The sequence below is a fragment of the Burkholderia sp. Ax-1720 genome, assembly GCF_011753035.1.
Lineage (GTDB): Bacteria > Pseudomonadota > Gammaproteobacteria > Burkholderiales > Burkholderiaceae > Burkholderia > Burkholderia gladioli.
Genome location: NZ_VWWK01000032.1, coordinates 38,150 through 62,866, shown reverse-complemented (window position 1 = coordinate 62,866; position 24,717 = coordinate 38,150). Strand labels below are relative to the sequence as shown.

The 24,717-nt window shown below is 70.0% G+C and carries 11 protein-coding genes; 5 read left to right on the top strand and 6 right to left on the bottom strand.

From position 1 onward, the window contains the following. The 4 genes from F3J18_RS12915 to F3J18_RS12900 all read right to left on the bottom strand — a co-directional run. Positions 1-13,584 (bottom strand): non-ribosomal peptide synthetase (locus tag F3J18_RS12915; RefSeq protein ID WP_166913025.1); only part of this gene is annotated, 13,584 nt, incomplete at its 3' end. Between the two features lie 753 nt (positions 13,585-14,337). Then, positions 14,338-14,589, bottom strand: a complete 252-nt coding sequence (locus F3J18_RS12910; protein WP_166913024.1) for a hypothetical protein — start codon at positions 14,587-14,589, stop codon at positions 14,338-14,340. Between the two features lie 63 nt (positions 14,590-14,652). After that, entirely contained in the window at positions 14,653-15,027 is a 375-nt protein-coding gene (locus F3J18_RS12905; RefSeq protein ID WP_166913023.1) for a DUF4148 domain-containing protein, read from the bottom strand. 17 nt (positions 15,028-15,044) lie between these two features. Beyond that, complete coding sequence (locus tag F3J18_RS12900) at positions 15,045-15,275, bottom strand: hypothetical protein (protein ID WP_166913001.1); 231 nt, start codon at positions 15,273-15,275, stop codon at positions 15,045-15,047. Positions 15,276-15,515: 240 nt separating this feature from the next. On the opposite strand from F3J18_RS12900, the gene F3J18_RS12895 reads away from it, so the two are divergent. After that, on the top strand, positions 15,516-15,788 hold the full coding sequence (locus F3J18_RS12895; protein ID WP_025100856.1) for a DUF4148 domain-containing protein: 273 nt from the start codon (positions 15,516-15,518) through the stop codon (positions 15,786-15,788). Between the two features lie 39 nt (positions 15,789-15,827). Here the strand turns inward: F3J18_RS12895 and F3J18_RS12890 are convergent, their stop codons facing one another. Both F3J18_RS12890 and irlR read right to left on the bottom strand, forming a co-directional pair. After that, positions 15,828-17,252, bottom strand: coding sequence for a heavy metal sensor histidine kinase (locus F3J18_RS12890; protein ID WP_166913022.1), 1,425 nt, complete (start codon positions 17,250-17,252; stop codon positions 15,828-15,830). Beyond that, positions 17,249-17,932, bottom strand: a complete 684-nt coding sequence (gene irlR, locus F3J18_RS12885; RefSeq protein WP_025100854.1) for a heavy metal response regulator transcription factor IrlR — start codon at positions 17,930-17,932, stop codon at positions 17,249-17,251. Before irlR ends, F3J18_RS12890 begins: the two co-directional genes overlap by 4 nt. Positions 17,933-18,152: 220 nt before the next feature. On the opposite strand from irlR, the gene F3J18_RS12880 reads away from it, so the two are divergent. The 4 genes from F3J18_RS12880 (at position 18,153) to F3J18_RS12865 (ending at position 24,715) form a co-directional block, all read left to right on the top strand. Beyond that, complete coding sequence (locus F3J18_RS12880) at positions 18,153-19,424, top strand: TolC family protein (RefSeq protein WP_166913021.1); 1,272 nt, start codon at positions 18,153-18,155, stop codon at positions 19,422-19,424. A gap of 10 nt (positions 19,425-19,434) precedes the next feature. Then, a complete protein-coding gene (locus F3J18_RS12875) occupies positions 19,435-20,895 on the top strand; it encodes an efflux RND transporter periplasmic adaptor subunit (RefSeq protein ID WP_240154637.1) in 1,461 nt (486 codons plus the stop codon). A 40-nt stretch (positions 20,896-20,935) separates the two neighbouring features. Next, positions 20,936-24,199 carry a CusA/CzcA family heavy metal efflux RND transporter gene (locus F3J18_RS12870; RefSeq protein WP_166913019.1) on the top strand — a complete coding sequence of 1,088 codons (3,264 nt, stop codon included), beginning with the start codon at positions 20,936-20,938 and terminating at the stop codon, positions 24,197-24,199. Positions 24,200-24,406: 207 nt separating this feature from the next. Next, entirely contained in the window at positions 24,407-24,715 is a 309-nt protein-coding gene (locus tag F3J18_RS12865; protein ID WP_017919460.1) for a helix-turn-helix transcriptional regulator, read from the top strand. The last annotated feature ends 2 nt before the right edge of the window (positions 24,716-24,717 follow it).

Below are 24,717 nucleotides of genomic sequence, written 5' to 3'. Positions count from 1 at the left end.
CGGCCGGTCGGTCGGCAGGGCCAGCAGCGCCGGCGCGCCCGACAGCGCGTCGCGCCAGTAGGCGCCCTGCCTTTGCAGCATCGCCTCGTCGACCCGGTCGCGCTGCCAGCGCGCGTAGTCGGCGTACTGCACCGGCAGCGCCGGCAGGCACGCCGCCTCGCCGCCACGGCCGGCGCGATACAGCGCCGCCAGCTCGCGCGTGAACACGCCCATCGACCAGCCGTCAGAAACGATGTGGTGCATCGTCACCAGCAGCGCATGATCGTCCTCGCCGAGCCTGAGCAGCCGGCCGCGCACGAGCGGCCCCGCCTCCAGGCTGAACGGCGCGCGGGCTTCGTCCTCCACCTGCCGGGCCAGCGCCGCCTCGCGCGCGGCCGGATCGGGAAGCGTCGAGAGGTCCTCGACATGCAGCGGGAACCCGGCATGTTCGCCGTCGATATGCAGCACCGCCTGGCCGCCCTGCTCGACGAAGCGGGTCCGCAAGGCCTCGTGCCGCGCGACGATGCCGTCCAGGGCGCCTTGCAAGGCCGGCACGTCGAGCGCGCCTCGCAGGCGCAGGCCGGCCGCGATGTGATAGGTATCGCTGCCGCCGGCGAGCTGGGCCAGGAACCACAGCCGCTGCTGCGCGAAGGACAGCGGCAGCGCGCCGTGCTCCCCGCGCGCCGCCGGCACGATCGCCGGCAGGTTGCTGCGCGCGGCGCTCGCGACGGCGGCGGCCAGCGCGTCGAGCGAGGCATGCGTGAACAGCACCGACAGCGGCAGCTCCACGCCGAGCCGCTCGCGCACCTGGGCGATCAGCCGGATCGCCAGCAGCGAATGCCCGCCGAGTTCGAAGAAGTGATCGTGACGGCCGACCTGCTCTACACCGAGCAGCGTCTGCCAGATCCCCGCCAGCGCCTGTTCGATGTCGTTGGCCGGTGCCGCGTAGGCATTGCTCGCAAAGGCCTCGGCCAGCGGCGCGGGCAAGGCCTTGCGATCCAGCTTGCCGTTCTGCGTCAGCGGCAGCGCCTCGAGATGCACGAAGGCGCCCGGCACCATGTGCTCGGGCAGGGTCTCGCGCAAGGCGCCGCGCAGCAGCTCGGCTTCGCGCGGCTCGCCCGTGTAGTAGCCCACCAGGCGTTTTTCGCCGGGCGCGTCCTCGCGCGCCAGCACCACCGCCTCGCGCAAGCCCGGCAAGGCGGCCAGCCGCGCCTCGATCTCGCCCGGCTCGATCCGGAAGCCGCGGATCTTCACCTGGTGGTCGTTGCGGCCCAGGTATTCGAGCTGGCCATCGGGCAGCCAGCGCCCGAGGTCGCCGGTGCGATACATGCGTGCCTGCGGATCCGCGCTGAACGGATCCTCGACGAAGCGCTCGGCCGTCAGCTCGGGGCGATTCAGGTAGCCGCGCGCCACGCCGGCGCCGCCGATGCAGATCTCGCCCGCCACGCCGAAGGGCACGAGCGCGCCGCGCGCGTCGAGCAGATGGATTTGCGTGTTCGCCACCGGGCGGCCGATATGCGCGGCGAACCCCTGCTCGCGCGGCATCGATACCCAGGTCGAATAGGTGGTCGTCTCCGAGGGGCCGTAGAGATTGCAGAGCCGCGCCACGGCGGTTTCGGCGAACAGCTTCTCCACCAGTTCGCGCCGCAGCGCCTCGCCGGCCACGTTCACGGTGCGCACGGATGCGCCCAGGGCGCCGCTGTCGAGCAGGCTCGCCAGGGCCGAGGGCACGGTATTGACGAGGTCGACTTCATACTCGCGCTCGCGCAGGGCGAGGATGTTCGACACCACCTCGATGCGGCCGCCGCGCGTAAGCGGCGCGAAGCATTCGTAGACGGCCAGGTCGAAGTTCAGCGAGGTCGAGAACAGCGTGCGCGCCTGCTCCCGCGCGTCGAAGGCCTCATGGGCCCAGTGGAGGAAATTGACCGCGTTGCGATGCTCGATCATCACGCCCTTGGGCTGGCCGGTCGAGCCCGAGGTGTAGATCACGTAGGCCAGGCTTCGCGCGTCCAGCCCGGCCACCACCGGGTTGTCGACCGGCTCGTGCGCGATATCCGTCGACGACAGGTCCAGCACCGGCATCTCGCCGACCAGCAGGGCGCGCGTGGCCGGCTGGGCCAGCACGGCCACCGGCGCGCTGTCGGCCAGCATGTAGTGCAGCCGCTGCGCCGGATAGGCCGGATCGAGCGGCACGTAGCCCGCGCCCGCCTTCAGGATGCCGAGCAGGCCGACCACCATCTCGATGCCGCGCTCGACGCAGATCGCCACGCGCTGGTCCGGCTGCACGCCGAGCGCGATCAGGCGGTGCGCCACGCGGTTGGCGCGCGCGTTCAGCTCGCCGTAGCTCAGTTGCCGGCCTTCGTGCTCGACCGCGACGGCGTTCGGGCCGCGCGCCGCCTGCGCCTCGAACAACCGGTGCAGGGTCTGGTCCTGCGGATAGGGCGCGTGCGTGTCGTTGAAGCCGTCCAGAAGCTGCCGGCGTTCGTCAGCGGGCAGGATGTCGAGCGCGTGGAGCGGCGTTCGCGGCGCCTGCTCGATGGCGTCGGCCAGGCTTTCGAGCGCGGCCTGCATGTAGCCGCAGATACGTGCCGCGTCGATGCTTGCGACGGCCTGCACCGTCAGCCCCAGGTCCGTGCCGTAATCGTCGACCGACAGCATCAGCGGATAGTTGGTGCGCTCCTCCCCGCCAAGCGCCTCGATGCCCTGCCAGGCCGCGTGGCCGGCCGCGAGCGGCCCTTGCGGGCCCATGTGGCGATAGTTCAGCAGCGCGCTGAACAGCGGCGCCGGTGCCGCCACGCCGCTGCAGCGCTGCGCCAGCGCCAGCGAGGCGTGTTCGTGCTCCAGCAGGGCCGCGAGCCGCGCATGCGTCTGCGCGATGCCGTCCTCCACCGCCTGCGCACCGACGCCGACCCGCAACGGCAGCGTGTTGATGAACATGCCCAGCGTGCACTCGGCGCCCGCGCCGCCCTGCATGCGCCCGAGCAGCACGGTGCCGAACACCACCTCGTCGCGCCCCGACAACTGCCCCACCACGCGCGCCCAGGCCAGGTGCGCGAGGCTCGCGGCGCTCACGCCGAGCCGGCGCGCGTGGCCGCGCAAGCGCCGCACCAGCTCGCCCTCGACCGGCCGGCTGCATTCGGCCACGCCGCGTCCGTCGCCCTGCACGTCGGCCAGGCCGAAGGGCAGCGTCGGCTCGTCGATGTCGTGCAGCATCGCCTGGAAGAAATGCTCGTGCGCGGCGTCGTTGCCGCCGAGCCGCGCCTGGGCCACGTAGTTGCGGTAAGGCAGCGCCGCGGGCAAGGCCGCCTGCTCGCCCAGCAGATGCGCCTGCATTTCCTGCTGCACGATCTCCAGCGCCATGTGGTCCAGGGCGATGTGATGGAACAGCAGCATCGCCAGCCAGCGCCGGTTGGCCGCGTCGTGCGCGAAGGCCACGCGCATCAGCGGCGCCTGGCCGAGATCGATCCGGAACCGGCGCGGATCGAAGCGGGCCTGCAACTGCGCGGCGACATCGCCGGCTTCCGGGACGATCTGCTCCTGACTCAGTCGCGCATGGCGCTGGACCACCTGCAGCGGTTCCTCCAGGCCGTCGCGAACGATCGAGGTGCGCAGGATGTCGTGGCGATCGATCACGCCCTGCAGCGCGGCCACGAAGGCGTCGAGCCGTTCGCGGCTGGCGAAGCCGAACAAGGCGTGCAGCAGGTACGGGTCGCCGGCCTCGGCCATCAGGTGGTGGTACAGGATGCCCTGCTGCAGCGGCGCGAGCGGATAGATGTCCTGCACGTTGCGCGCGCCGCCCGGCACGCCGGCCACGGCCGCATCGATCTGTTCCTGCGTGAGCATCACCAACGGCAGCATCGAGGGCGTGATCCGCTCGCAATCGGCCGGGATGCCGTTGGGCGGCACCTCGATCTCGGCGCGCGCGCCGGCGGTTTCCGCCAGGGATGCCACGCTCGGCTGGCCGAACAAGGTGCGCACGTTCGCTTGCAATCCCGCCTGGCGCATGCGCTCGATCAGCCTGACGGCCAGCAGCGAATGGCCGCCCAGCTCGAAGAAGTTGTCGTGGCGGCCGACGCGCGGGATGCCCAGCAGGTTCTGCCAGATGTCGGCGATGATGCGCTCCGCGTCGTTGGCGGGCGCCTCGTAGGCGCGAACCCGATAGGCCTGCGCATCCGGCGCCGGCAGCGCCTTGCGATCCAGCTTGCCGTTCGGCGTGAGCGGCAGCGCCTCCAGGTGCAGGTAGGCGGCCGGGATCATGTGTTCCGGCAACTGCGCCTGCAGGCTCGCGCGCAACGTCTCGACCGGCAAGGCCGTGCCGGTGTAGTAGCCGACCAGACGGGCATCGCCCGGCGCGTCCTCGCGAGCCAGCACGACGGCGTCCTTGATGCCGTCCACCGCGCCCAGCCGGGCCTCGATTTCGCCGAGCTCGATGCGGAAGCCGCGGATCTTGACCTGATCGTCGTTGCGGCCGAGGTATTCGATGCTGCCGTCCGCGAGCCAGCGGCCCAGGTCGCCGCTGCGATACATGCGCGCCTGAGGATCCTCGCTGAACGGGTCCGTCACGAAGCGCTCGGCCGTCAGTTCGGCACGATGCAAGTAGCCGCGCGCCACGCCGGCGCCGCCGATCGCCAGTTCGCCGGCCACGCCGATCGGCGCCGGCTGGCCCTGGGCATCCAGGATGTAGATCCGCGTATTCGCGATCGGCCGGCCGATGATCGAGCCGGCCCGCACCTCGCCACGCGCATGGACATGGCTGCTCGCGTCGATGGTCGTTTCGGTCGGGCCATAGAGGTTCACCAGCGTGACCCCGGGCGCCTGGGCGTGGAAGGCCTCGACCAGCCGGGCCGACAGCGCCTCGCCGCCGCAGAACACGCGCCGCAGCGCCGGGCAGCCGGCCAGCGCGTTCGCCTCGAGCAGGGCCGCCAATAGCGTGGGCACCACCTGCAGCGTGTGGATCGATTGCGTGCGCAACCATGTCGACAAGTACTCGACGTCGCGATGGCCATCGGGCCTGGCCAGCACCAGCCGGCCGCCCGCCAGCAGCGGCGCGTGGAACTCCCATATCGAGGCGTCGAAGCTGAACGGCGTCTTCTGCGCCACCGCGTCGCCCGCTTCGAGCGGGAACGCGGCCTGCATCCAGGCCATGTGATTGACCAGTTGTCGATGCTCGACCATCACGCCCTTGGGCTGGCCGGTCGAGCCCGAGGTGTAGATCACATAGGCCAGGCTGCGCGCGTCGAGCCCGGCGATCTGCGGATCCGCATCGGGATAAGCGTCGAGGTCCTCCGCATCGATCCTCATGACGGGAGAGGGCGCCTGCCCCACCAGGCCCTGCGTTGCAGCGTGGACGAGGATCGCCGCCGGGGCGCTGTCCTCCAGCATGTAGGCGAGCCGCTGCGCCGGATAGCCGGGATCGACCGGCACGTAGGCGGCGCCCGACTTGAGGATCGCCAGCAGGCCCACCACCATGTCGAGGCTGCGCTCGACACAGATCGCCACGCGATCCTCGGGCCGGATGCCCTGCTCGACCAGGCGATGCGCGAGCCGGTTGGCGCGCGCGTTCAGCTCGGCGTAGCTCAGCGTTTGCGCTTCGTGGCACACCGCCGTCGCGTGCGGCGTGCTGCGCACCTGCGCCTCGAACCACGCATGCAGCGTCGCCTCCTCCCGCGCATGGCTCGCCGCCGTCGCGTTGAAGCTTTCGAGCAGTTGCGCGCGCTCGGTCGACGGCAGGATCGACAGCTCATGCAGGGGTGCTTCGGGTCGATGTTCGAGCGCATCGACGAGCTGCTCCAGCGCCGTATGCGCGTAAGCCGCGACGCGCCGCGCGTCGACGCTCGACACCGCCTGCACCGTCAGCACGAAGCCTTCGCCGAGATCGTCGACGCTCAGGCACAGCGGATAGTTGGTGCGCTCCAGGACATCCAGCACCTCGATTCCGCTCCAGGAGGCACTTGCCCGATCACGCTGCATCGATTCGGCGCTGCTGTGACGATAATTCAGCAGCGCGCTGAACAAGGGCGCCGGCGCGGCCACGCCGCTGCAACGCTGGGCCAGCGCCAGCGAGGCATGCTCGTGGCCGAGCAGCGCGGCCAGCCGCGCATGCGTGGCACGCACGCCGTCCCTGGCGCCCTGCCCGCCGACATCGACGCGCAGCGGCAGCGTATTGATGAACATCCCCAGCGCGCGATCCGCGCCCGTGCCGCCTTGCAGGCGCCCCAGCAGCACCGTGCCGAACACGACATCCTCGCGCCCGGCAAGCTCGCCGACCACTCGCGCCCAGGCCAGGTGCGCGAGGCTCGCGGCGCTCACGCCGAGCAGGCGCGCCTGCGCGCGGATCCGGCCGGCCAGCGCGGCATCGACATCGCGCCGCGCTTCCTCGATGCCGTGGCCGTCGCCCTGCACGTCCACCAGCCCGAACGGCAGGCAAGGCTGGTCCACCGTCGCCAGCATCTCGCGGAAGAAGGCCTCGTGCGCCGCCTGGCTCACCCCCAGGCGCGTCTGGGCGACATAGTTGCGATACGGCTGCGGCGCGGGCAGGCTCGCGCTCGCCTCGCCGCCTTCCAGGCAGGCCAGCATCTCCTGCTGCATCACGTCGAGCGCGGTGTGATCGAGCGTCATGTGGTGGATCAGCAGCACCAGCAGCCAGCGATCGTTCGCCTCGTCGCGCGCGTAGGCGACCCGCATCAAGGGCGCCTGCCGCAGGTCGAGCCGGTAATGGCGCGGATCGAAGCGCGCCTGCAACTGCCGGCCGATATCGCCCTGCCGCGCATCCAGCACGAGTTCGCTCGCCGCCAGCGGCGCCTGCCGGCAGACCACCTGCAAGGCTTCGTCGAGGCCGGTCCAGACGATGCGCGTGCGCAGGATGTCGTGCCGGTCGATCACCTGCTGGAACGCATCGAGGAAGCCCGCCACGCGCTCGCGGCTCGGCAGGCTGAACAGCGCCTGCAGCAGGTAGGGATCGCCCTCGCTGGTCGACACGTGGTGATAGAGGATGCCTTCCTGCAGCGGCGCGAGCGGATAGATGTCCTGCACGTTGCGCGCGCCGCCCGGCACGCCGGCCACGGCCGCGTCGATCTGTTCCTGCGTGAGCATCGCGAGCGGCAGCATCGAGGGCGTGATCCGCTCGCAATCGGCCGGGATCGCGTTGGCCGGCGCCGCCACCTCGGCCCGGCCGCTCGCGGCGGCCGCCAGCGCGGCCAGCGTCGGCTGGCCGAACAGCACGCGGATATCGGCATCGAGCCCGGCCCGGCGCATCCGCTCCACCAGCTTCATGGCCAGCAGCGAATGGCCGCCCAGCTCGAAGAAATGATCCTGGCGGCCCACCCGCGCCACGCCCAGCAGGTCCTGCCAGATCGCCGCCAGGGCTTGCTCGGCCTCGCCGACCGGCGCCTCGTAGCGCCGGCTCACCAGCGCCTGCGCATCGGGCTCGGGTAGCGCGCGGCGGTCCAGCTTGCCGTTCGGCGTGAGCGGCAGCGCCGCCAGGTGCATGTAGCGCCCCGGCACCATGTAGTCGGGCAGGCTCGCTTGCAGCGCCGCGTGCAGCGCGTCGGCCGCGATCGCCTCGCCCGTGTAGTAAGCCACCAGCCGCCGCCCGCCCGCCGCGTCCTCGCGCGCCACCACGGCCGCGTCCTTCACGCCCTCGAGCTGCTCGAGCTTCGCCTCGATCTCGCCCGGCTCGACACGGAAGCCGCGGATCTTGATCTGCTGGTCGTTGCGGCCGAGGTATTCGATGCTGCCGTCGGCCAGCCAGCGGCCCAGGTCGCCGGTGCGATAGACGCTCGCCCGCGGCTCGCCGCCGAACGGATCGTCGAGGAAGCGCTCGGCCGTCAAATCCGGCCGGTTCAGGTAGGCGCGCGCCACGCCCGCGCCGCCGATCCAGATCTCGCCGGCCACGCCTTGCGGCACCGGGCGGCCTTGCTCGTCCACCAGATAGACCCGCGTGTTGGCGATCGGCCGGCCGATCGGCGGCAGCGTGCTCCAGGCCTCGACCGACTCGGGCAGCGAGAAGGCGATCGTCACGTGGGTTTCCGAAGGCCCGTAATGGTTGTAGAGACGCGCCGGCCTCAGGCGAGCGAAGAAGCTGCGGATCTCGTCGGTGATGCGCAACTGTTCGCCGGCCGTGATCACCTCGCGCAGGGCGCAGCCCGACAGCGCCGCCCCGCTGCCGACCACCGCTTCCGCCAGCCCCTGCAAGGCGATGTACGGCAGGTAGATGCGCTCGATGCCGCGCGCGCGGATGTGCTCGAACAGGCGCGCGAAATCGAAGCGCAGCGATTCGGGGATCAGCTCCAGCGTGGCGCCCGTGCAGAGCGTGCTGAAGATTTCCTGGAACGCCACGTCGAAGCCGAGCGCCGCGAATTGCAGGGTCCGGCCGCCGCGATAGCCCTGGCGCTGGCTGTCGCTCGCCTGCCAGTGCAGCAGGTTCACCAGCGCCCGATGCGGCATGGCCACGCCCTTGGGCCGGCCGGTGGAACCGGAGGTGTAGATCACATAGGCCAGCGACGCGGCATCGGCCGCCTCGGCTCGCGGCGGCGGCGCTTCGTCATCGGCATCATCCGGAGCCGTCTCGATGTCGATGGCGATCTCGGGCACGCCGGTGTCGCCGGCCACGCCGGCCGTCGGCGCGTGCGTGAGCACCGCCAGCGGCGCGCTGTCGGCCAGCATCCAGGCCAGGCGATCGGCCGGGTAACCCGGGTCGAGCGGCACATAGGCCGCGCCCGACTTCAGGATGCCGAGCAGCCCGACCACCATCTCCAGGCTGCGGCCCACGCAGATCGCCACGCGCGCATCGCGGCCCGCGCCGCGCCGCGCCAGTTGCCGGGCCAGACGCTCGGCGCGCTGGTCGAGCTCGCGGTAGCCGAGCTGCCTGCCCTCGAACACCGCCGCCACCGCCTCGGGCGTGCGCCGCGCCTGCGCCTCGAACAGGGCGTGGACCGTGGCCTGGTCCGGCCAGTCGGCCTGGGTCGCGTTGAAGCCATCGAGCAGGCGCGAGCGCTCCTGCGGCGGCAGGATCGTGAGGCTTTGCAGCGGCGCCTCGGGCCGCTGCTCCAAGGCTTCCACCAGTTGCTCGAGCGCCGTGTGCATGTAGGCGCAGATCCGCGCCGCGTCCACCTGCTCGACAGCCTGCACCGCCAGCCCGAAATCCTCGCCGCGATCGTCGACCGACAGCATCAGCGGATAGTTGCTGCGCTCCTCGCCGCCCAGCACCGTCACCTCGCGCCAGGCATCCGCGCTGGCCTGCTCGGCGCCGGCCTGCACGGCATCGTGCCGGTAGTTCAGCAGCGCGCTGAACAGCGGCGCGGGCGCCGCCACGCCGCTGCAGCGTTGCGCCAGCGACAGCGACGCATGCTCGTGCTCGAGCAGCGCGCTCAGGCGCTGGTGCATCCGCACCACCGCGGCACGCGCGCCGGTCGCGCCCAGTTCGGCGCGCAGCGGCAAGGTGTTGATGAACATGCCCAGCGAGCGCGCCGCGCCGGCGCTGCCTTGCAGGCGCCCCATCAGCACCGTGCCGAACACCACGTCCTCGCGGCCCGAGACGGCGCCCACCACCTGCGCCCAGGCCAGGTGATGCAGGCTCGCGGCGCTCACGCCGAGGCGCCGCGCCTGCGCGCGAAGCCGCGCCGACACGGCCGGCGCCACGCCCAGGCGCGCCTCGCGCAGCTCGGCCTCGCTGCTCAGCACGTCCACCAGCCCGAACGGCAGCGTCGGCTCGTCGACACCTTGCAGCATTTCGCGGAAGAAGGCTTCCTGCGCCGCGCGATCCGCGCCCAGGCGCGTGCGGGCCACGTAGTTGCGGTACGGCACCTGCTCGGGCAGCGCCTGCGCCTGCCCACGCAGCAGCGCGTCCACCTCGATGCCCATGTAGCGCAGCGAGGTGGCATCGTCGATCAGGTGATGGAACAGCAGCAGCGCGACATGGCGCTGGTTGGCCGGGTCCTCGGCGTGGACCAGGCGCATCATCGGCGCGCGCCCGAGATCGAGCCGCGCGCCGCGGAAATCGTGACGCTCGCGCAGTTGGGCTGCGATATCGCCTTGCACGGCGTCGAGACGGACTTCCTCGACCGGCAGCCGGGCCTCGCGCCACACCACCTGCATCGGCTCGTCGAGCCCTTCCCATCTCACCGCGGTGCGCAGGATGTCGTGGCGATCCACCACGCCCTGCAGCGCGGCCGCGAAGGCGTCGAGCCGTGCCCGGTCGGGCAGGCTGAACAGCGCCTGCAGCACATAGGGATCGCCCCGGCTCGCCGACAGATGGTGATAGAGGATCCCTTCCTGCAGCGTGGCGAGCGGATAGATGTCCTGGATGTTGCGCATGCCGCCCGGCACGCCGGCCGCGATCGTCTCGATCTGCGCCTGGCTCAGCGTCGCCAGCGGCAGCATGTCGGGCGTGATCCGCCCGCAATCGGCCGGAATCCGGTTGGGCGGCACCGTGAAGGACTCGCCCTCGCCGCCCTGCGCCGCCAACGCCAGGGCCGACAAGATCGGCTGGCCGAACAGCACTCGCACGTCCGCGCGCAGCCCCGCCTCGCGCATCTGCTCGACCAGCTTCACGGCCAGCAGCGAATGGCCGCCCAGCTCGAAGAAATGATCGTGGCGGCCGACGCGCTCGATGCCGAGCAGCGCCTGCCAGAGCCGCGCGAGGGTCTGCTCCACCTCGCCTTGCGGCGCCGCGTAGGCGCGGCTCGCATAGGCCTGCGCCTGCGGCGCCGGCAGCGCGCGGCGGTCGAGCTTGCCGTTGGCGGTCAGGGGCAGCGCGTCCAGGTGCACGAAGGCGGCCGGCACCATGTAGTCCGGCAGCCGCGCCTGCAACGCGGCGCGCAAGGCTTCCGCCGCCTGCTCCTCGCCCGTGTAGTAGGCCGCGAGGCGCTTGTCGCCGGGCACGTCCTCGCGCGCCAGCACGACCGCGGCCTCGATGCCCTCGATCGCCGCCAGCCGCGCCTCGATTTCCCCCAGCTCGATACGGAAGCCGCGGATCTTCACCTGGTCGTCGTTGCGGCCCAGGTAGTCGAGCGTGCCGTCGGGCTGCCAGCGCCCGAGGTCGCCGGTGCGATACAGCCGCGCGTGAGGATCGTCGCTGAACGGGTCGCGCACGAAGCGCTCGGCGCTCAGCTCGGGGCGGTTCAGGTAACCACGCGCCACGCCCGCGCCGCCGACGTACATCTCGCCGGTCACCCCGGCCGGCACCGGCTGGCCCCAGCGGTCGAGCACATGCACTCGCAGGTCCGGGATCGGCACGCCGATCGGGCTTCGGCCGCCATGCCGCGCATCCTCCGCGCCCAGCGCGCGATAGGTGACGTGCACCGTGGTTTCGGTGATGCCGTACATGTTGACGAGCTGCGTGTGCGCATTGCCGGCGCGCGCATACCAGGGCTGCAGCATGCTCGGCTCCAGCGCCTCGCCGCCGAAGATCACCTGCCGCAGGCGATGCGCGCCGGCATCGTCGCCCTGCGCCGCGATCAGTTGCTGGAACGCACTTGGCGTCTGGTTCAAGATCGTCACGCCCTGCTCGCGCAGCAGCGCGTAGAAGGCTCGCGGCGAGCGGCTGACCGGCGCCGGCACCACCACCAGGCGGCCGCCGTGCAGCAGCGCGCCCCAGATCTCCCAGACCGAGAAGTCGAAGGCGAAGGAATGGAACAGCGTCCACACATCCTGCTCGTCGAAGCCGAACCAGGGCGCGGTGGCCTCGAACAGGCGCGGCACGTTGCGATGCTCGACCATCACGCCCTTGGGCAGGCCGGTCGAGCCCGAGGTGTAGATCACGTAGGCGAGATGATGCGGCTGCAGATCGGCGCGCGCGGGGTTGCCGGTCGGCTGCCCGGCCCAGGCGCTCTCGTCGAGTTCGATGACAGGGACCGACCGGGCGCTCGCCGCCGCCACCTCACGGCCGGCGCCTTGAACGAGGATCGCCACCGGCGCGCTGTCGCCCAGCATGTGATCGAGCCGCTCGGCCGGATAGGCCGGGTCCATCGGCACGTAACCCGCGCCCGCCTTCAGCACCGCGAGCACGGCAACCAGCATCTCCAGCCCGCGCTCGGCGCAGATCGCCACGCGCTGGTCGGGCTGCACGCCCATTCCGATCAGGCGATGCGCGAGCTGGTTGGCGCGCGCGTTCAGTTCGCCGTAGCTCAGTTGCCGACCCTCATGCACCACCGCGATCGCATCGGGCGCGCGCGCGGCCTGCGCCTCGAATCGCTCGTGGATCGTGCGCTCCCGCGCCGTCTCGACGCCGGCCGCGCCCCAGCGGGCGATTCGCGCGCTTTCCTCGGGCGTGGCGATCGCCAGGCGATGCACGGGCGTGTGCACCGCGTCGAGCACCTGGTCCAGCAGGTGGCGGAAGCGCTGCTCCAGCGCCTCGATCTCCGTGCCGTCGAAATAGGCCTGGTTGTGGATGAAGTGGATCCAGACCTGCTCGTCGTAGCGGTTCTCGCGCACGTAGATGGCCAGCGGCGTCTGCTCGTGGTTGTTGGAGCGCTTGACCGCGCGCGCCGGCCAGTCGCCGAAGCGCAGGTTGTTGTCGTTGCGCTCGTAGGACAGCGAGATGTCGAACACCTGGGCACGCTGCGCGCGCCACAGGCCCAGCTCGCGATTGAGCTCGCTGATGGGGAAGCGCTGGTAGCGATAGTCCTGCTTGAGCATCGCGCCCAGCGCCTTCACCAGTTCGTCGAACGGCAGTTCCTGGTCGAAGCGCAGGCGCATCGCGCTGACGCCGGCGAACATGCCGAGCGTGGCCTTGAACCCGGCATTGGCGCGGTTCAGGATCGGCAGGCCGATGCTCAGGTCCTCGCGCTGGGCCGTCCTCGCGAAGTAGACGTAGAGGATCGCGAGGATCACGTGGAACGGCGTGGCATCACAGGCGCCGGCGAGCGCGACGATGCGCTCGTAATGGCTGCGCGGCAGGCTGAACTGGTGATTGCGGCTGGGCACCACGGCATCGCCGAAACGCGCCTTGAAACGCGGGCTGAACAGCGGCTCCGGCACCTCGCGGAACTTGTCGAGCCAGTAGGCGCGATGCTGCTCGAACTTCGGCGACTGGCGATACAAGCGATCCTGCTCGACGAAGTCGAGGTAGGAAGGCGCATCGAGCCCGGGCGCCTGCCCGGCTTCGAGCTGCCCATAGATCCTGCCCAGCGATTCGAGCATCAGGCCGATCGCCCAGCCGTCGACGATCAGGTGATGCAGGACCAGCACCAGGTCGAAACAGGCCTCGCCCAGCTTCAGCAGCTCGAAGCGATAGAGGGGAGCGCCGCGCAGCACGAAGGGCGTTTCGAGTTGGCGATCGACATGCGCGAGGGCCGCGGCTTCGGGATCGTCGCTAGCGGAAAGATCGTGCAACGGCAGCACGAAGGGCTCGGCCGGCCCGATTTCCTGCCGCGGCACGCCTTCCTCGTCCTGCTCCCGCGACAGCACGATGCGCAAGCCGTCGTGCCCGCGGATCAGCAGTTCGAGCGCGCGTGCCAGCAGCGCCGCGTCGACGCGGCCCGAGATCCGCACATAACCGCCGATGTTGTAGACCGGCGCCTCGCCATGCATTTCCTGGTCGAACCAGATCTCGCGCTGCGAACTCGTCAGGCCGTGGTGCTCTTGATGCGAAGTGGGATTGTTCATGGCTTTGGGCAGCGAATCGAACGGCCGGGCGCTCTCGTCGGGACATCCCGTCACGCGATTCGACATGGAATGGATGAGCCAGGTGCCGGCGGCGGCCCGCGCATGCGCGATGCCCGTCGCGGCGCCTGGAGGGTCAGGCGCCGGATGCCCGTTCAGGCTCGGGGGAGCAGGCGACGGCGGTCGATAAAGGAGGGAGGGTTTGCGCCCGGCACGAGCCGCCCTCGCCCATCGCCGCGCGAGGCGGCGGAATGTGGCGGAATCGGCATGGCCCTCGCGCAGCGGCGTGTCTCGGAGGCGCTGGTCTCAGCACGTTTCTCTCGCTTTGGCGTCGCCGGCCCGGGCGTTGCGGCCAGGCCGGCGGCTTGTTCTGGTATGGCCGCCGCAACGACAGATGAGTCGAATTCAGCAGGCCCAGTCCGCCCGAGCGTAGTCAGGCCGCTTCAGCGTGGCAATAAAAAAATAAAGATGGGGATCGCGAAACTCGCGCTGTCGAACATGAATTCGTAATCGTGTCGAACGAGCCTGCGCGGCGAGTAAGAAATACGCTGGCGTGGCGGGCGGGATCGGTCAAAAAAGCGAGGCGACGGGACCGGGATGCGTGGATTCGTGGCAATGATGCAGGGCCGATTATTGCACGCCATGCAGGCATCGAATCACATAGTGGGAAAGTATCGGGCAGGCGCGATTACGACGCAAGCCGATCGGCGCGGGAGTCTTCCCGGCACGCGCCGGGAAGAAGCTTCGACGCGTATATCACGGAAGCGGCGGGCTCGCCGGCGCGCCGGATCGCGACAGGCTCTGCGTGACGGTGATCGACGAATCGCCGGGGACCGGAACGGGTTCCCGCTTCGCCTGCCGCTCCGGCACGGCCTGGTCGCCCGCCTTGGCATCCAGGTTTCGCCAATGCGTCGGCTCGTGATCGATCCAGCGCTCCGGCCAGCCCCCCGCCATCGCGCTCATCGACACGGCCAGCATCGACAGGCTCATCCACTTCGACATGCGCATGCTCGACTCCTGAGTGATTCGGTACGTCGCCCGCCATCGCGGGTCCATTCGCGCTTGCATCGCTCATTGCGCGGGCTGGGCCGCCGGATCGCGCGTATCGTGCTCGTCGAACCGCGGCGAGCTTTCGCCGCGATGGATCGTGAGGCGATGCAATTGCCGGCTTCGCGCCACCATCGACGCATCGGGCGGGAAATTCGTGCGTCGATTGGGAAGGTAGCCGTCGTGCTTGGCCTGCAGGAGCTCCTGCCGGACTTCGGCGCGAGTCTTCGCTTGGGCCATCGCCTGCCCGCCCAGGCACAGGCCGGCCAGCGCAATGCCCATGCCGAGCAAAAGGCGCAATGCGTTCTTCATTCCTCGTGTTTCCGGTTCGGTATCGATGGCTTGATTCTGGCCGCGCGCTGCTGCGCGGGCGTGATCCGAACATGAGAATTCCGTCATGTCGGCCTCGCTCCAGGCTAGGGACGCGGGAAGACACAAGGGTGGATCTTGACGTAGGCATAAGGGCTGCCGCAGCGATGCCCGGCGTAGTCCACCTGCTGGTTCGGCATCCCCTGCCGCTCGCGGTATTCACCGCCGCTTCCCTGCGCCGGCCCGCCTGCGCTCGACGCGCATCCGGCCATCGAGAGCAGGGCAATCGGGACAAGCAGAGTAAGCAGGACAAGGCAGCGAAAATCGATTCGGGACATGATCCGTATCCGGGAGATGGGCGATTCGGGTCGCGTGGATTCGCGGGCAGGCGCCCCGCCACACGGCATGAGGCTGGATTGTCGACTTCCGCTCCGGCATGGACATGAGCCCCGCATGAGATTTTCCTCATCGCCGCTTCATGACGCATTTCTCATGTTCGAATCACGATCACGCACGGCTGCCTGCCCATACTGGCCACACGACTCGCCACCCGGCGAGCCCATCCCAAGGAGCCAGTCATGAAGTCGATTCGTTATGCAGTCCTGTTCGTCACCGCCGCCATGTCGATCGGCGCGGCCAGCCAAGCCGCGCAGGCACAAGGCAAATCGCGCACGGACGTCGTCGACGAGCTGAAGGTCGCGCAACACGAGGGCGCCGTGCCGGCGGGCAAGACGCAATATCCGCCGAGCACGGACATGGTCGAGCGCAACAAGGACCTGCACGGCATGACCGTGCATCCCCGCGAATCCGATCCGAAGGTGGACGCGCACGACAAGCTCGGCTCGCGTTGAGCGCCGCCCCGCGGGGGACGCTCGCGACATCGCCCGGCCTCAGGCCGGGCGGCCCGGGCCCGAGGCGGCCTCGCCCGTCGCGCCGGGAAAACGAAGCCAGAAGGTGGTGAGCGTTCCCGGCAGGCTGTCCACGCCGCATTCGCCGCCGTGGTTGTCCATGATCGATTTCACGATCGCCAGCCCCAGCCCCGTGCCCGAGGCGGAATTCTGCCGCGAGGGATCGATGCGGTAGAAGCGCTCGAAGATCCGCGCGAGATGCCGCGGATGAATGCCCTCCCCCAGGTCCGAAACCTCGATCAGCGCCGCCTCGCCTTGCTGCCGGCATTCGATCGTGATCGCGCTGCCGCGCGGCGCGTATTTCAAGGCGTTCGACAGCAGGTTGCTGAGCGCGCGCTGATACAGGCTCAGGTCCGCCTCGACGCTTGCCCGGCCCCGCACCACGATCGACACCCCCGCATCCTCCGCGAGCGCCTCGTAATAGCCGGCCACGCGTTCGGCCTCGTCCGCCGCATCGAGCCGGCGGATATCGAGCGACTGCCCGGCCTGCTCGGCGCGCGCGATGAACAGCATGTCCTCGATCATGTGCGACAGGCGCTGGTATTCGTCGATGCTCGACTCGATCACGGCCTGGTATTCGTCCGCGCTGCGCGGCTGCGAGAGCGCCACCTGCGCGGCGGCCTGCAGGTTGGTGAGCGGCGTGCGCATGTCGTGCGCCAGGTTCGACGAGAACTGGCCCAGCCGCGTGAACGACTCGTCGAGCCGCGCCAGCATGCCGTTGAAGGCATGTTCCAGTTCCCGAAGCTCGCCCGACACATGCAGCTCCTGCACGGGATGCGCGAGCCGGCTGGTCGACATCTGCTCGGCGCGCACCGCGAAGCGGCGCAGGGGGTTCAGGCCGAGGCCGGCGATGCCGTAGGCGAGCACGGCGGCCAGCACCACGCCGCAGACTTCGATCACGACGATCGTGTAGGCATGCGCGCGCAGGGTCGACAGGTCCTCGGCGCGATCGTATTGCACCACGACGCGAACCACCGGCGCGCCGGGGCCGGCCAGCCGGACCGTGGAAATCGAATAACGCAGGCTGGAGCGAGCCGGTTCGACGCTGACGGCCGCCGAGGCAGTGGCCGCGGACAGCAGCGAGGCGTCGAAGCGCAAGCCCTTCGTGCCGACCAGCACGTTGCCGGTCGAATCGAGGATGGCCAGATCCATGTCCGAATGCCCGTGAAGCTGGTCGATCCAGAGGTCCCGGTTCAGCCGCACATCGGTGAGGGTTCCGACCTTGGCCAGGTGCTGGCGCAAGGCGGCCGTGATGCCGTCGATCTGCTCGGCGGCCGAGGATTCGATGCGGCTGCGCAGGGCCTCGTAGAGCGCGAGGCCGCTCAAGGCCAGGATCACCGAGGTCGACAGGATGATGAGGACCGTCAGGCGCCCGCGCAGGGTGTGAGGGACGACGCGCTGCATCATCGCGAAACCGGGTCGCGCACTTCGAGCACGTAACCCATGCCGCGCACGGTGTGGATCAGCTTCGGTTGGTAGGCGTCGTCGATCTTGGAGCGCAGGCGCCGGATCGCCGAATCCACCACGTTGGTATCGCTGTTGAAGTTCATGTCCCAGACCTGCGAGGCGATGGTGGCGCGCGGCAGGATCTCCCCCTCGCGTCGCATCAGCAGCCACAACAGCGCGAACTCCTTGGCGGTGAGCAGGATCGTATCCGCGTGTCGCGTCGCCTTCCGGCGCGTCAGGTCGAGTTCGAGATCGGCGACCTTCAGGGTATTCGTCTCGCGCGCCTGGCCGCGTCGCAGGATCGACTTGATGCGCGCGGTCAGCTCGACGAAATCGAAGGGCTTCGCCAGGTAGTCGTCGGCGCCGAGCTCGAGCCCCTTCACGCGGTCCCCCACGTCGTCGCGCGCGGTGAGAAACAGCACCGGGGTCGACTTGCTGCGCCGCAGGTTCTGCAGCAGGGTCCAGCCGTCCTGCCCGGGCAGCATCACGTCGAGCACCAGCAGGTCGTAATCCTCGGTTTCGGCCTGGTGCTGGCCGGTGGTTCCGTCCTGCACCCAGTCGACCACGTAGCCCGCCTCCGTCAGCCCCTTGCGCAGATAGGCGCCGGTCTTGGGCTCGTCCTCGACGATGAGAATACGCATGATTCCTTTCCTTGCAAGGTTCGGGTGGAGACGCGCCGGCCAGCGTCGGCGCAGTCGATCCGGCCCGGATGATCGCGCCCGGCGCGATCGGGATTGCGCCAAGCATCGCACGAGAAACGCCCCCTGGCGGCAAGATGACGGAATTCTCATGTTTCGCGCATGTTTGCGCTGCAACAGGCATCTAGCATGGTGGCCAAGCTACTCGATGCCTCTTTCACTCATGCGTCTCGAACCCCTGGCCATCCTCGCCGTCGCCCTGCTGCTTCCCAATCTCGCCGGCGCGCAGCAGAACGACACGGCACCGCCGCCCGCCCCGCCGCTGTCGCTGGGCGAGGCATTGCGCATCGCCAACGCGAACAGCCCGCTGCTGACCAGCGCCCGCGCATCGGCCAATGCCGCCGCCGGTGCCCAGTTGCAGGCCGGCATGCGCCCCAATCCCGACCTGTCGTTCCTGCAGGAAAGCTTCAAGCGCTATGACCGCACCAGCACCGCGATGATCAGCCAGCGCATCGAGACGGCCGGCAAGCGCGGCTATCGCGTCGACGTCGCCGCCTACGGCCGCGAGGCTTCGCTGGCGGCGATGGACGCCCAGTCCGCCGCCGTGCGCGGCAGCGTCGTCCAGGCATTCTACGGACTCCTGTCCGCCCAGCGCACGCTCGCCGTCAGCGAGGAATCGGCCGCGATCGCCGAGCGCTCGACCGAGCTGGTCGCCAAGCGCGTCAGTGCGGGCAAGGTGTCGCCGGTCGAGGAGACCAAGGCGCGCGTCGCGCTGGTGGCCACCCAGATCGCGCTCACGCGCGCCGCGGCGGACCTGAGCGCCGCGCGCGCCCGGCTTGCCGGCGCGCTGGGCGGCGGCTGGCCGGGCGGCGGCGCCAGCGAGGACGGCTTCGAAAGCCTGCCGGAGATGCCCGCGCTGCCGGCGCTCGACGCCCGCCTGGAGGACGCGCCGCTCACGCGCGAGGCGATGGCCCGGGTCAGGCAATCGAATGCCCGCATCTCGCTGGAGCGCGCGCGGCGCATCCCCGACCTCACGATCAGCGCCGGCTACAAGCGCGTGACGACAGGCGGCATCGCCGACAACCAGGCGGTGGTCGGCATCTCGATCCCGCTGCCGATCTTCGACACCAATCGCGGCGCCATCGACGAAGCCACCCACTCGTCGGAACAGGCCAGCGCCGATCTCGACGGCACGCGCCTGGCGCAGCGGCAGGCGCTGGCGCAACGCTACGCGGACTATCGCAGCTCGGCGCTGGAGGCCGAGCGCCTGAAGCGCGACGTGCTGCCGGCGGCCCGCTCGGCGCTGGAGGCCATGTCGCGCGGTTATGCGCTCGGCAAGTTCCAGTTCCTGGACGTGCTGGACGCGCAACGCACGCTGTTCGACAACCAGACCCGCTACATCCGCGCGCTGACCGACGCGCATCTCGCCGATGCGGATCTCGGCCGCCTGCTCGGCACCCCGCTCGACGCCGCGGCCCCGACCGTCCAACCCTGAGGAACCCCTTATGCCGAGCCAACCGAAGCGCGTCGCCCTGGCGATCGCGCTGGCCTGCGGGCTTGCCGTCGCCGCGGCGCTTGCCTTCGCCGCGCTGCGCACCACCGCGAGCACGCCAGCCGATGCCGCCACGTCGGCGCCCGCCGCGGTACGCGGCGGCACCGTGCTGACCGACGGCGCCTACGCGCTGGAAATCGTGCAGGGCGAACGCGACGGCCAGGCCACGCTGGCCGTCTATCCCTCGCTGCGAGGCAAGCCGGTCAAGCCCGCCGGCAACACGCTCACGGCCACCATCGAGCGCTACGACGGCACGCGCGGCCCGTTGGCGCTGCTGCCCGGCGCGGACGGCTACCGCAGCGCCGCCGCGATCCCGAAACCGCATGTCTTCGAGGTGAAGCTCGACTGGCAGGCTGAAGGCGCGACGCGGACCTTCGACTATCGCCAGAACCAGCATGCCGTGCCCCTGGACGACCAGCAACTGGCCGAGGCGAGGATCGGCGTCGATCCGGCCGGGCCGGCGGCGATCGCCGATTCGTTCCAGCTTCCCGGCGAGATCCGCTTCAACGCCGATCGCACCGCGCAGGTCGTGCCGCGCGTGGCCGGCGTGGTGGAGAAGGTGGCCGTGTCGCTCGGCCAGCAGGTGAAACGCGGCGAGCTGCTCGCCGTGCTGGCCAGCCCGGAGCTGTCCGACCGGCGCAGCGAGCTGCTGACCGCTCAGCGCAGGCTGGTCGGCGCGCGCCAGGTGTACGAGCGCGAGCGCAGGCTGTGGCAGGAGCGCATCTCCGCGGAACAGGATTACCAGGCCGCCCAGGTGCAACTGCGCGAGGCGGAAATCGCCGTGCAGAACGCGCGGCAGAAGCTGTCCGCCATCGACGCGTCCGCCGGCGGCACGCTCAATCGCTACGAGCTGCGCGCGCCGTTCGACGGCTCGATCGTCGAGAAGCGCGTCACGCCGGGCGAGGCCGTGGCGGCCGACACGAGCATCTTCGTGCTGTCCGACCTGTCGAGCGTGTGGGCCGAAATGGCCGTGCCCGCCCAGCGCCTCAAGGAGGTGTATGTCGGCAAGCAGGCCAGCGTGTCCGCGACGGCATTCGACTCGCAGGCGCGCGGACAGGTCGCCTATGTCGGCGCCCTGCTCGGCGCCCAGACCCGCACGGCACCCGCGCGCATCGTGCTGCCCAATCCGGGCGGCACCTGGCGGCCGGGCATGTTCGTCAACGTCACGGTCGATACCAGCGCGCACACCGTGCCGCTCGCGGTCAGGACCGACGCGCTGCAGACCGTCGACGGCGCGCCGGCGGTGTTCGTGGCATCGAAATGGGGGTTCGTCGCGCAACCCCTCAAGACCGGCATTCGCGATGCCCGGTTCACCGAGGTGCTGGACGGGCTGAAGCCCGGCCAGCGATACGCGGCGAGCAACAGCTTCGTGCTCAAGTCGCAGCTGGAAAACAGCGCGGCCGACAGCGATTGATCCCACCCGTGCCCGCCCGCCGCTCAATCTGGACTCCTCCATGTTCGATCGCCTGATCCGCTCCTCCATTGCCCATCGCTGGCTCGTCCTGCTCGCGATCCTCGCGCTGGCCGCGCTCGGCATCTACAGCTACCAACGGCTGCCGATCGATGCCGTGCCCGACATCACCAACGTGCAGGTGCAGATCAACACGCCCGCGCCGGGCTACTCGCCGCTCGAGGTCGAGCAGCGCGTCACCTATCCGCTCGAGACCGCGATGGCGGGCCTGCCGCACCTGGAGCAGACGCGCTCGACCTCGCGCTACGGCATCTCGCAGATCACGGTGATCTTCAAGGACGGCACCGACATCTACTTCGCGCGCCAGCTCGTCAACGAGCGCCTGCAGCAGGCCAGGGACCGGCTGCCCGAAGGCGTGGCGCCAATCATGGGGCCGACCTCGACCGGGCTCGGCGAGATCTACATGTGGACGGTCGAGGCCGATGCCGGCGCGCGCAGGCCCGATGGCGGCGCCTACACGCCGACCGACCTGCGCGAGCTGCAGGACTGGGTGATCCGCACGCAATTGCGCAACGTGCCGAGCGTGACCGAGGTGAACTCGATCGGCGGCTACGTGAAGGAGTATCAGATCGCGCCCGATCCGGCCAAGCTGATGTCCTACGGGCTGTCGCTGGCGGACGTGGTGCGCGCGGTGCAGTCGAACAACGACAACGTCGGCGCGGGCTACATCGAGAAGCGCGGCGAGCAGTACCTGGTGCGCGTGCCGGGGCAGGCGCGCTCGCTCGACGACCTGGCCAACATCGTGCTCGCCAACGCGGGCGGCGTGCCGGTGCGCATGCAGGACATCGGCCAGGTGCAGATCGGCCGCGAGCTGCGCACCGGCGCGGCCACCGAGAACGGCCGCGAGGTGGTGCTGGGTACCGTCTTCATGCTGATCGGCGAGAACAGCCGCACGGTGGCCGAGGCGGTGGCCGCCAGGATGAAGGACGTCAACCGCTCGCTGCCGCCGGGCGTGCGCGCGGTGCCGGTCTACGATCGAACGGTGCTGGTCGAGAAGGCCATCGCGACGGTCAAGAAGAACCTGCTGGAAGGCGCGCTGTTCGTGATCGCGATCCTGTTCCTGTTCCTCGGCAACCTGCGCGCGGCCCTGATCACCGCGCTGGTGATCCCGCTGGCGATGCTGATGACCTTCACCGGCATGGTGAACCTGAAGGTCAGCGCCAACCTGATGAGCCTGGGCGCGCTCGATTTCGGCATCATCATCGACGGCGCGGTGGTGATCGTCGAGAACTGCGTGCGGCGCCTCGCGCATGCGCAGGCGGCGGCGGGCCGCCCGCTCACGCGCGAGGAACGCCATGCCGAGGTCTACCAGGCATCCCAGGAAGCGCGGCGCGCGCTGATCTTCGGGCAGGTGATCATCATGGTGGTGTATTTGCCGATCCTGGCGCTCTCGGGCGTGGAGGGCAAGATGTTCCATCCGATGGCGATCACGGTGGTGCTCGCGCTCGCCGCGGCGATGGTCCTCACCGTCACCTTCATCCCCGCCGCGGTGGCGCTGTTCATCGGCGAGAAGGTCGAGGAGAAGGAGAACCGCCTGATGTCGTGGGCGCGCTCGCTCTACGCGGTGCTGCTCGATCGCTGCCTGCGCCGCCCCGGCCCCGTGCTGGCCGGCGCCACGCTGGCGGTGGCGGCCACCCTGCTGATCGCCACCCGGCTCGGCAGCGAATTCATCCCCAGCCTCAACGAGGGCGATTTCTCGATCTCCGCGCTGCGCATCCCGGGCACCAGCCTCACGCAATCGCTCGAGATGCAGCGGCAGATCGAGGCCACGCTCAAGGCGCGCATCCCCGAGATCGAGCGCGTGTTCGCGCGCACCGGCACGGCCGAGGTGGCCACCGACCTGATGCCGCCGAACCAGTCCGATGCCTACATCATGCTGAAGCCGGCCAGGGACTGGCCCGAGCCGAGCAAGCCGCGCGAGCAGTTGCGCGACGAGATCGAGGCGGTGCTCGCCGCGATACCGGGCAGCGTCTACGAGTTCTCGCAGCCGATCCAGTTGCGCTTCAACGAACTGATCTCCGGCGTGCGCAGCGACGTGGCGGTCAAGCTGTTCGGCGACGACATGGGCACGCTCGAGGCCACCGCCAGGCGGATCGCCGACGCGTTGCAGCAGGTGCCGGGCGCGATCGAGGTCAAGGTCGAGCAGACCGCCGGCCTGCCCGTGCTGAGCATCGATCCCGACCGCGAGAAGCTGGCCCGCTACGGCATCAATATCGCCGACGTGCAGGCCCCGGTGGCCGCGGCGCTCGGCGGGAAGACCGCCAGCACGCTGTTCCAGGGCGATCGCCGCTTCGACATCGTGGTGCGCCTGCCCGAGACGCTGCGCTCGGACATCGACGCGATCCGGCGCCTGCCGATCGCGCTGCCCGTCACGGCGGCTCCAGGTGCCCTCGCCCCCGCCGCCGCGGCAACGCCATCGCCGGCTGCCAGCGGCGCGAACCCGGCGGGCGCCGCCTTCGTGCCGCTTTCCGAGCTGGCGAACATCGAGCTGGCGCCGGGGCCGAACCAGATCAGCCGCGAGGACGGCAAGCGCCGCATCGTGGTCAGCGCGAACGTGCGCGGGCGCGACGTCGGCTCCTTCGTCGCCGATGCGCAGGCGAAACTGCAGGCCGAGGTCGCCATCCCGCCCGGCTACTGGCTCACCTGGGGCGGCCAGTTCGAGCAGTTGCAGAGCGCGACGGCGCGCCTGAAGCTGGTCGTGCCGCTGGCGCTGCTGCTGGTGTTCGTGCTGCTGTTCATGATGTTCAACAATGCCAAGGACGGCCTGCTGGTGTTCACCGGCATCCCGTTCGCGCTGTCGGGCGGCATCCTGTTCCTGTGGCTGCGCGGCATTCCGCTGTCGATCTCGGCGGCGGTGGGCTTCATCGCGCTGTCCGGCGTGGCGGTGCTCAACGGGCTGGTGATGATCTCCTTCATCCGCAACCTGCGCGAGGCCGGCAGCCCGCTGGCCGAGGCGGTGCGCGAGGGCGCGCTGACCCGGCTGCGCCCGGTGCTGATGACGGCGCTGGTCGCCTCGCTCGGCTTCGTGCCGATGGCGATCGCCACCGGCACCGGCGCCGAGGTCCAACGCCCGCTGGCGACGGTGGTGATCGGCGGCATCCTGTCCTCGACGATGCTGACCCTGCTGGTGCTGCCGGTGCTTTACCGGCTCGTCTACAGCGGATCGCCGCGCACAACGCCGGCAGACCTGGCAGGCGCGGCGAGCCGGCTGCTCGACCGGCTGCCCTTCCGGCGCGGGCGGGGCTGACCCCGGCCCCCCCTCCCGAACCCCAAACCTCCGACGATTGCCGGCGCGAAAACCGCGCCGGCATCGCCGCGTCATGGCGCCCTTTATTACCGCATCGTTATTAACCCGCCTTCCCACAAGGTTAATTCTATATATCGCGATATTCCGATATATGCTTCGTCCGACGACGTTACAATCGGGTCCCGCCGTTCCACCGATTCATCACCCATGACGCTCGACATCGACGCGATTCACAAGGCCCTGGCCAACCCTGTCCGGCGCGAGATCCTCGCCTGGCTCAAGGAGCCCGAGCACCACTTTCCGGACCAGGCCCTGCATGCCTCGTTCCAGGAAGGCGTGTGCGCCGGCCAGATCGACTCGCGTTGCGGCCTGTCGCAGTCGACCGTGTCGGCCCACCTCGCCACCCTGCAGCGCGCGGGGCTGGTGCAGAGCTCGCGGGTCGGCCAGTGGGTGTTCTTTCGGCGCAACGAAACGGTGATCCGGGCCTTCGTCGATCAATTGCAAACCAGCCTGTAGCG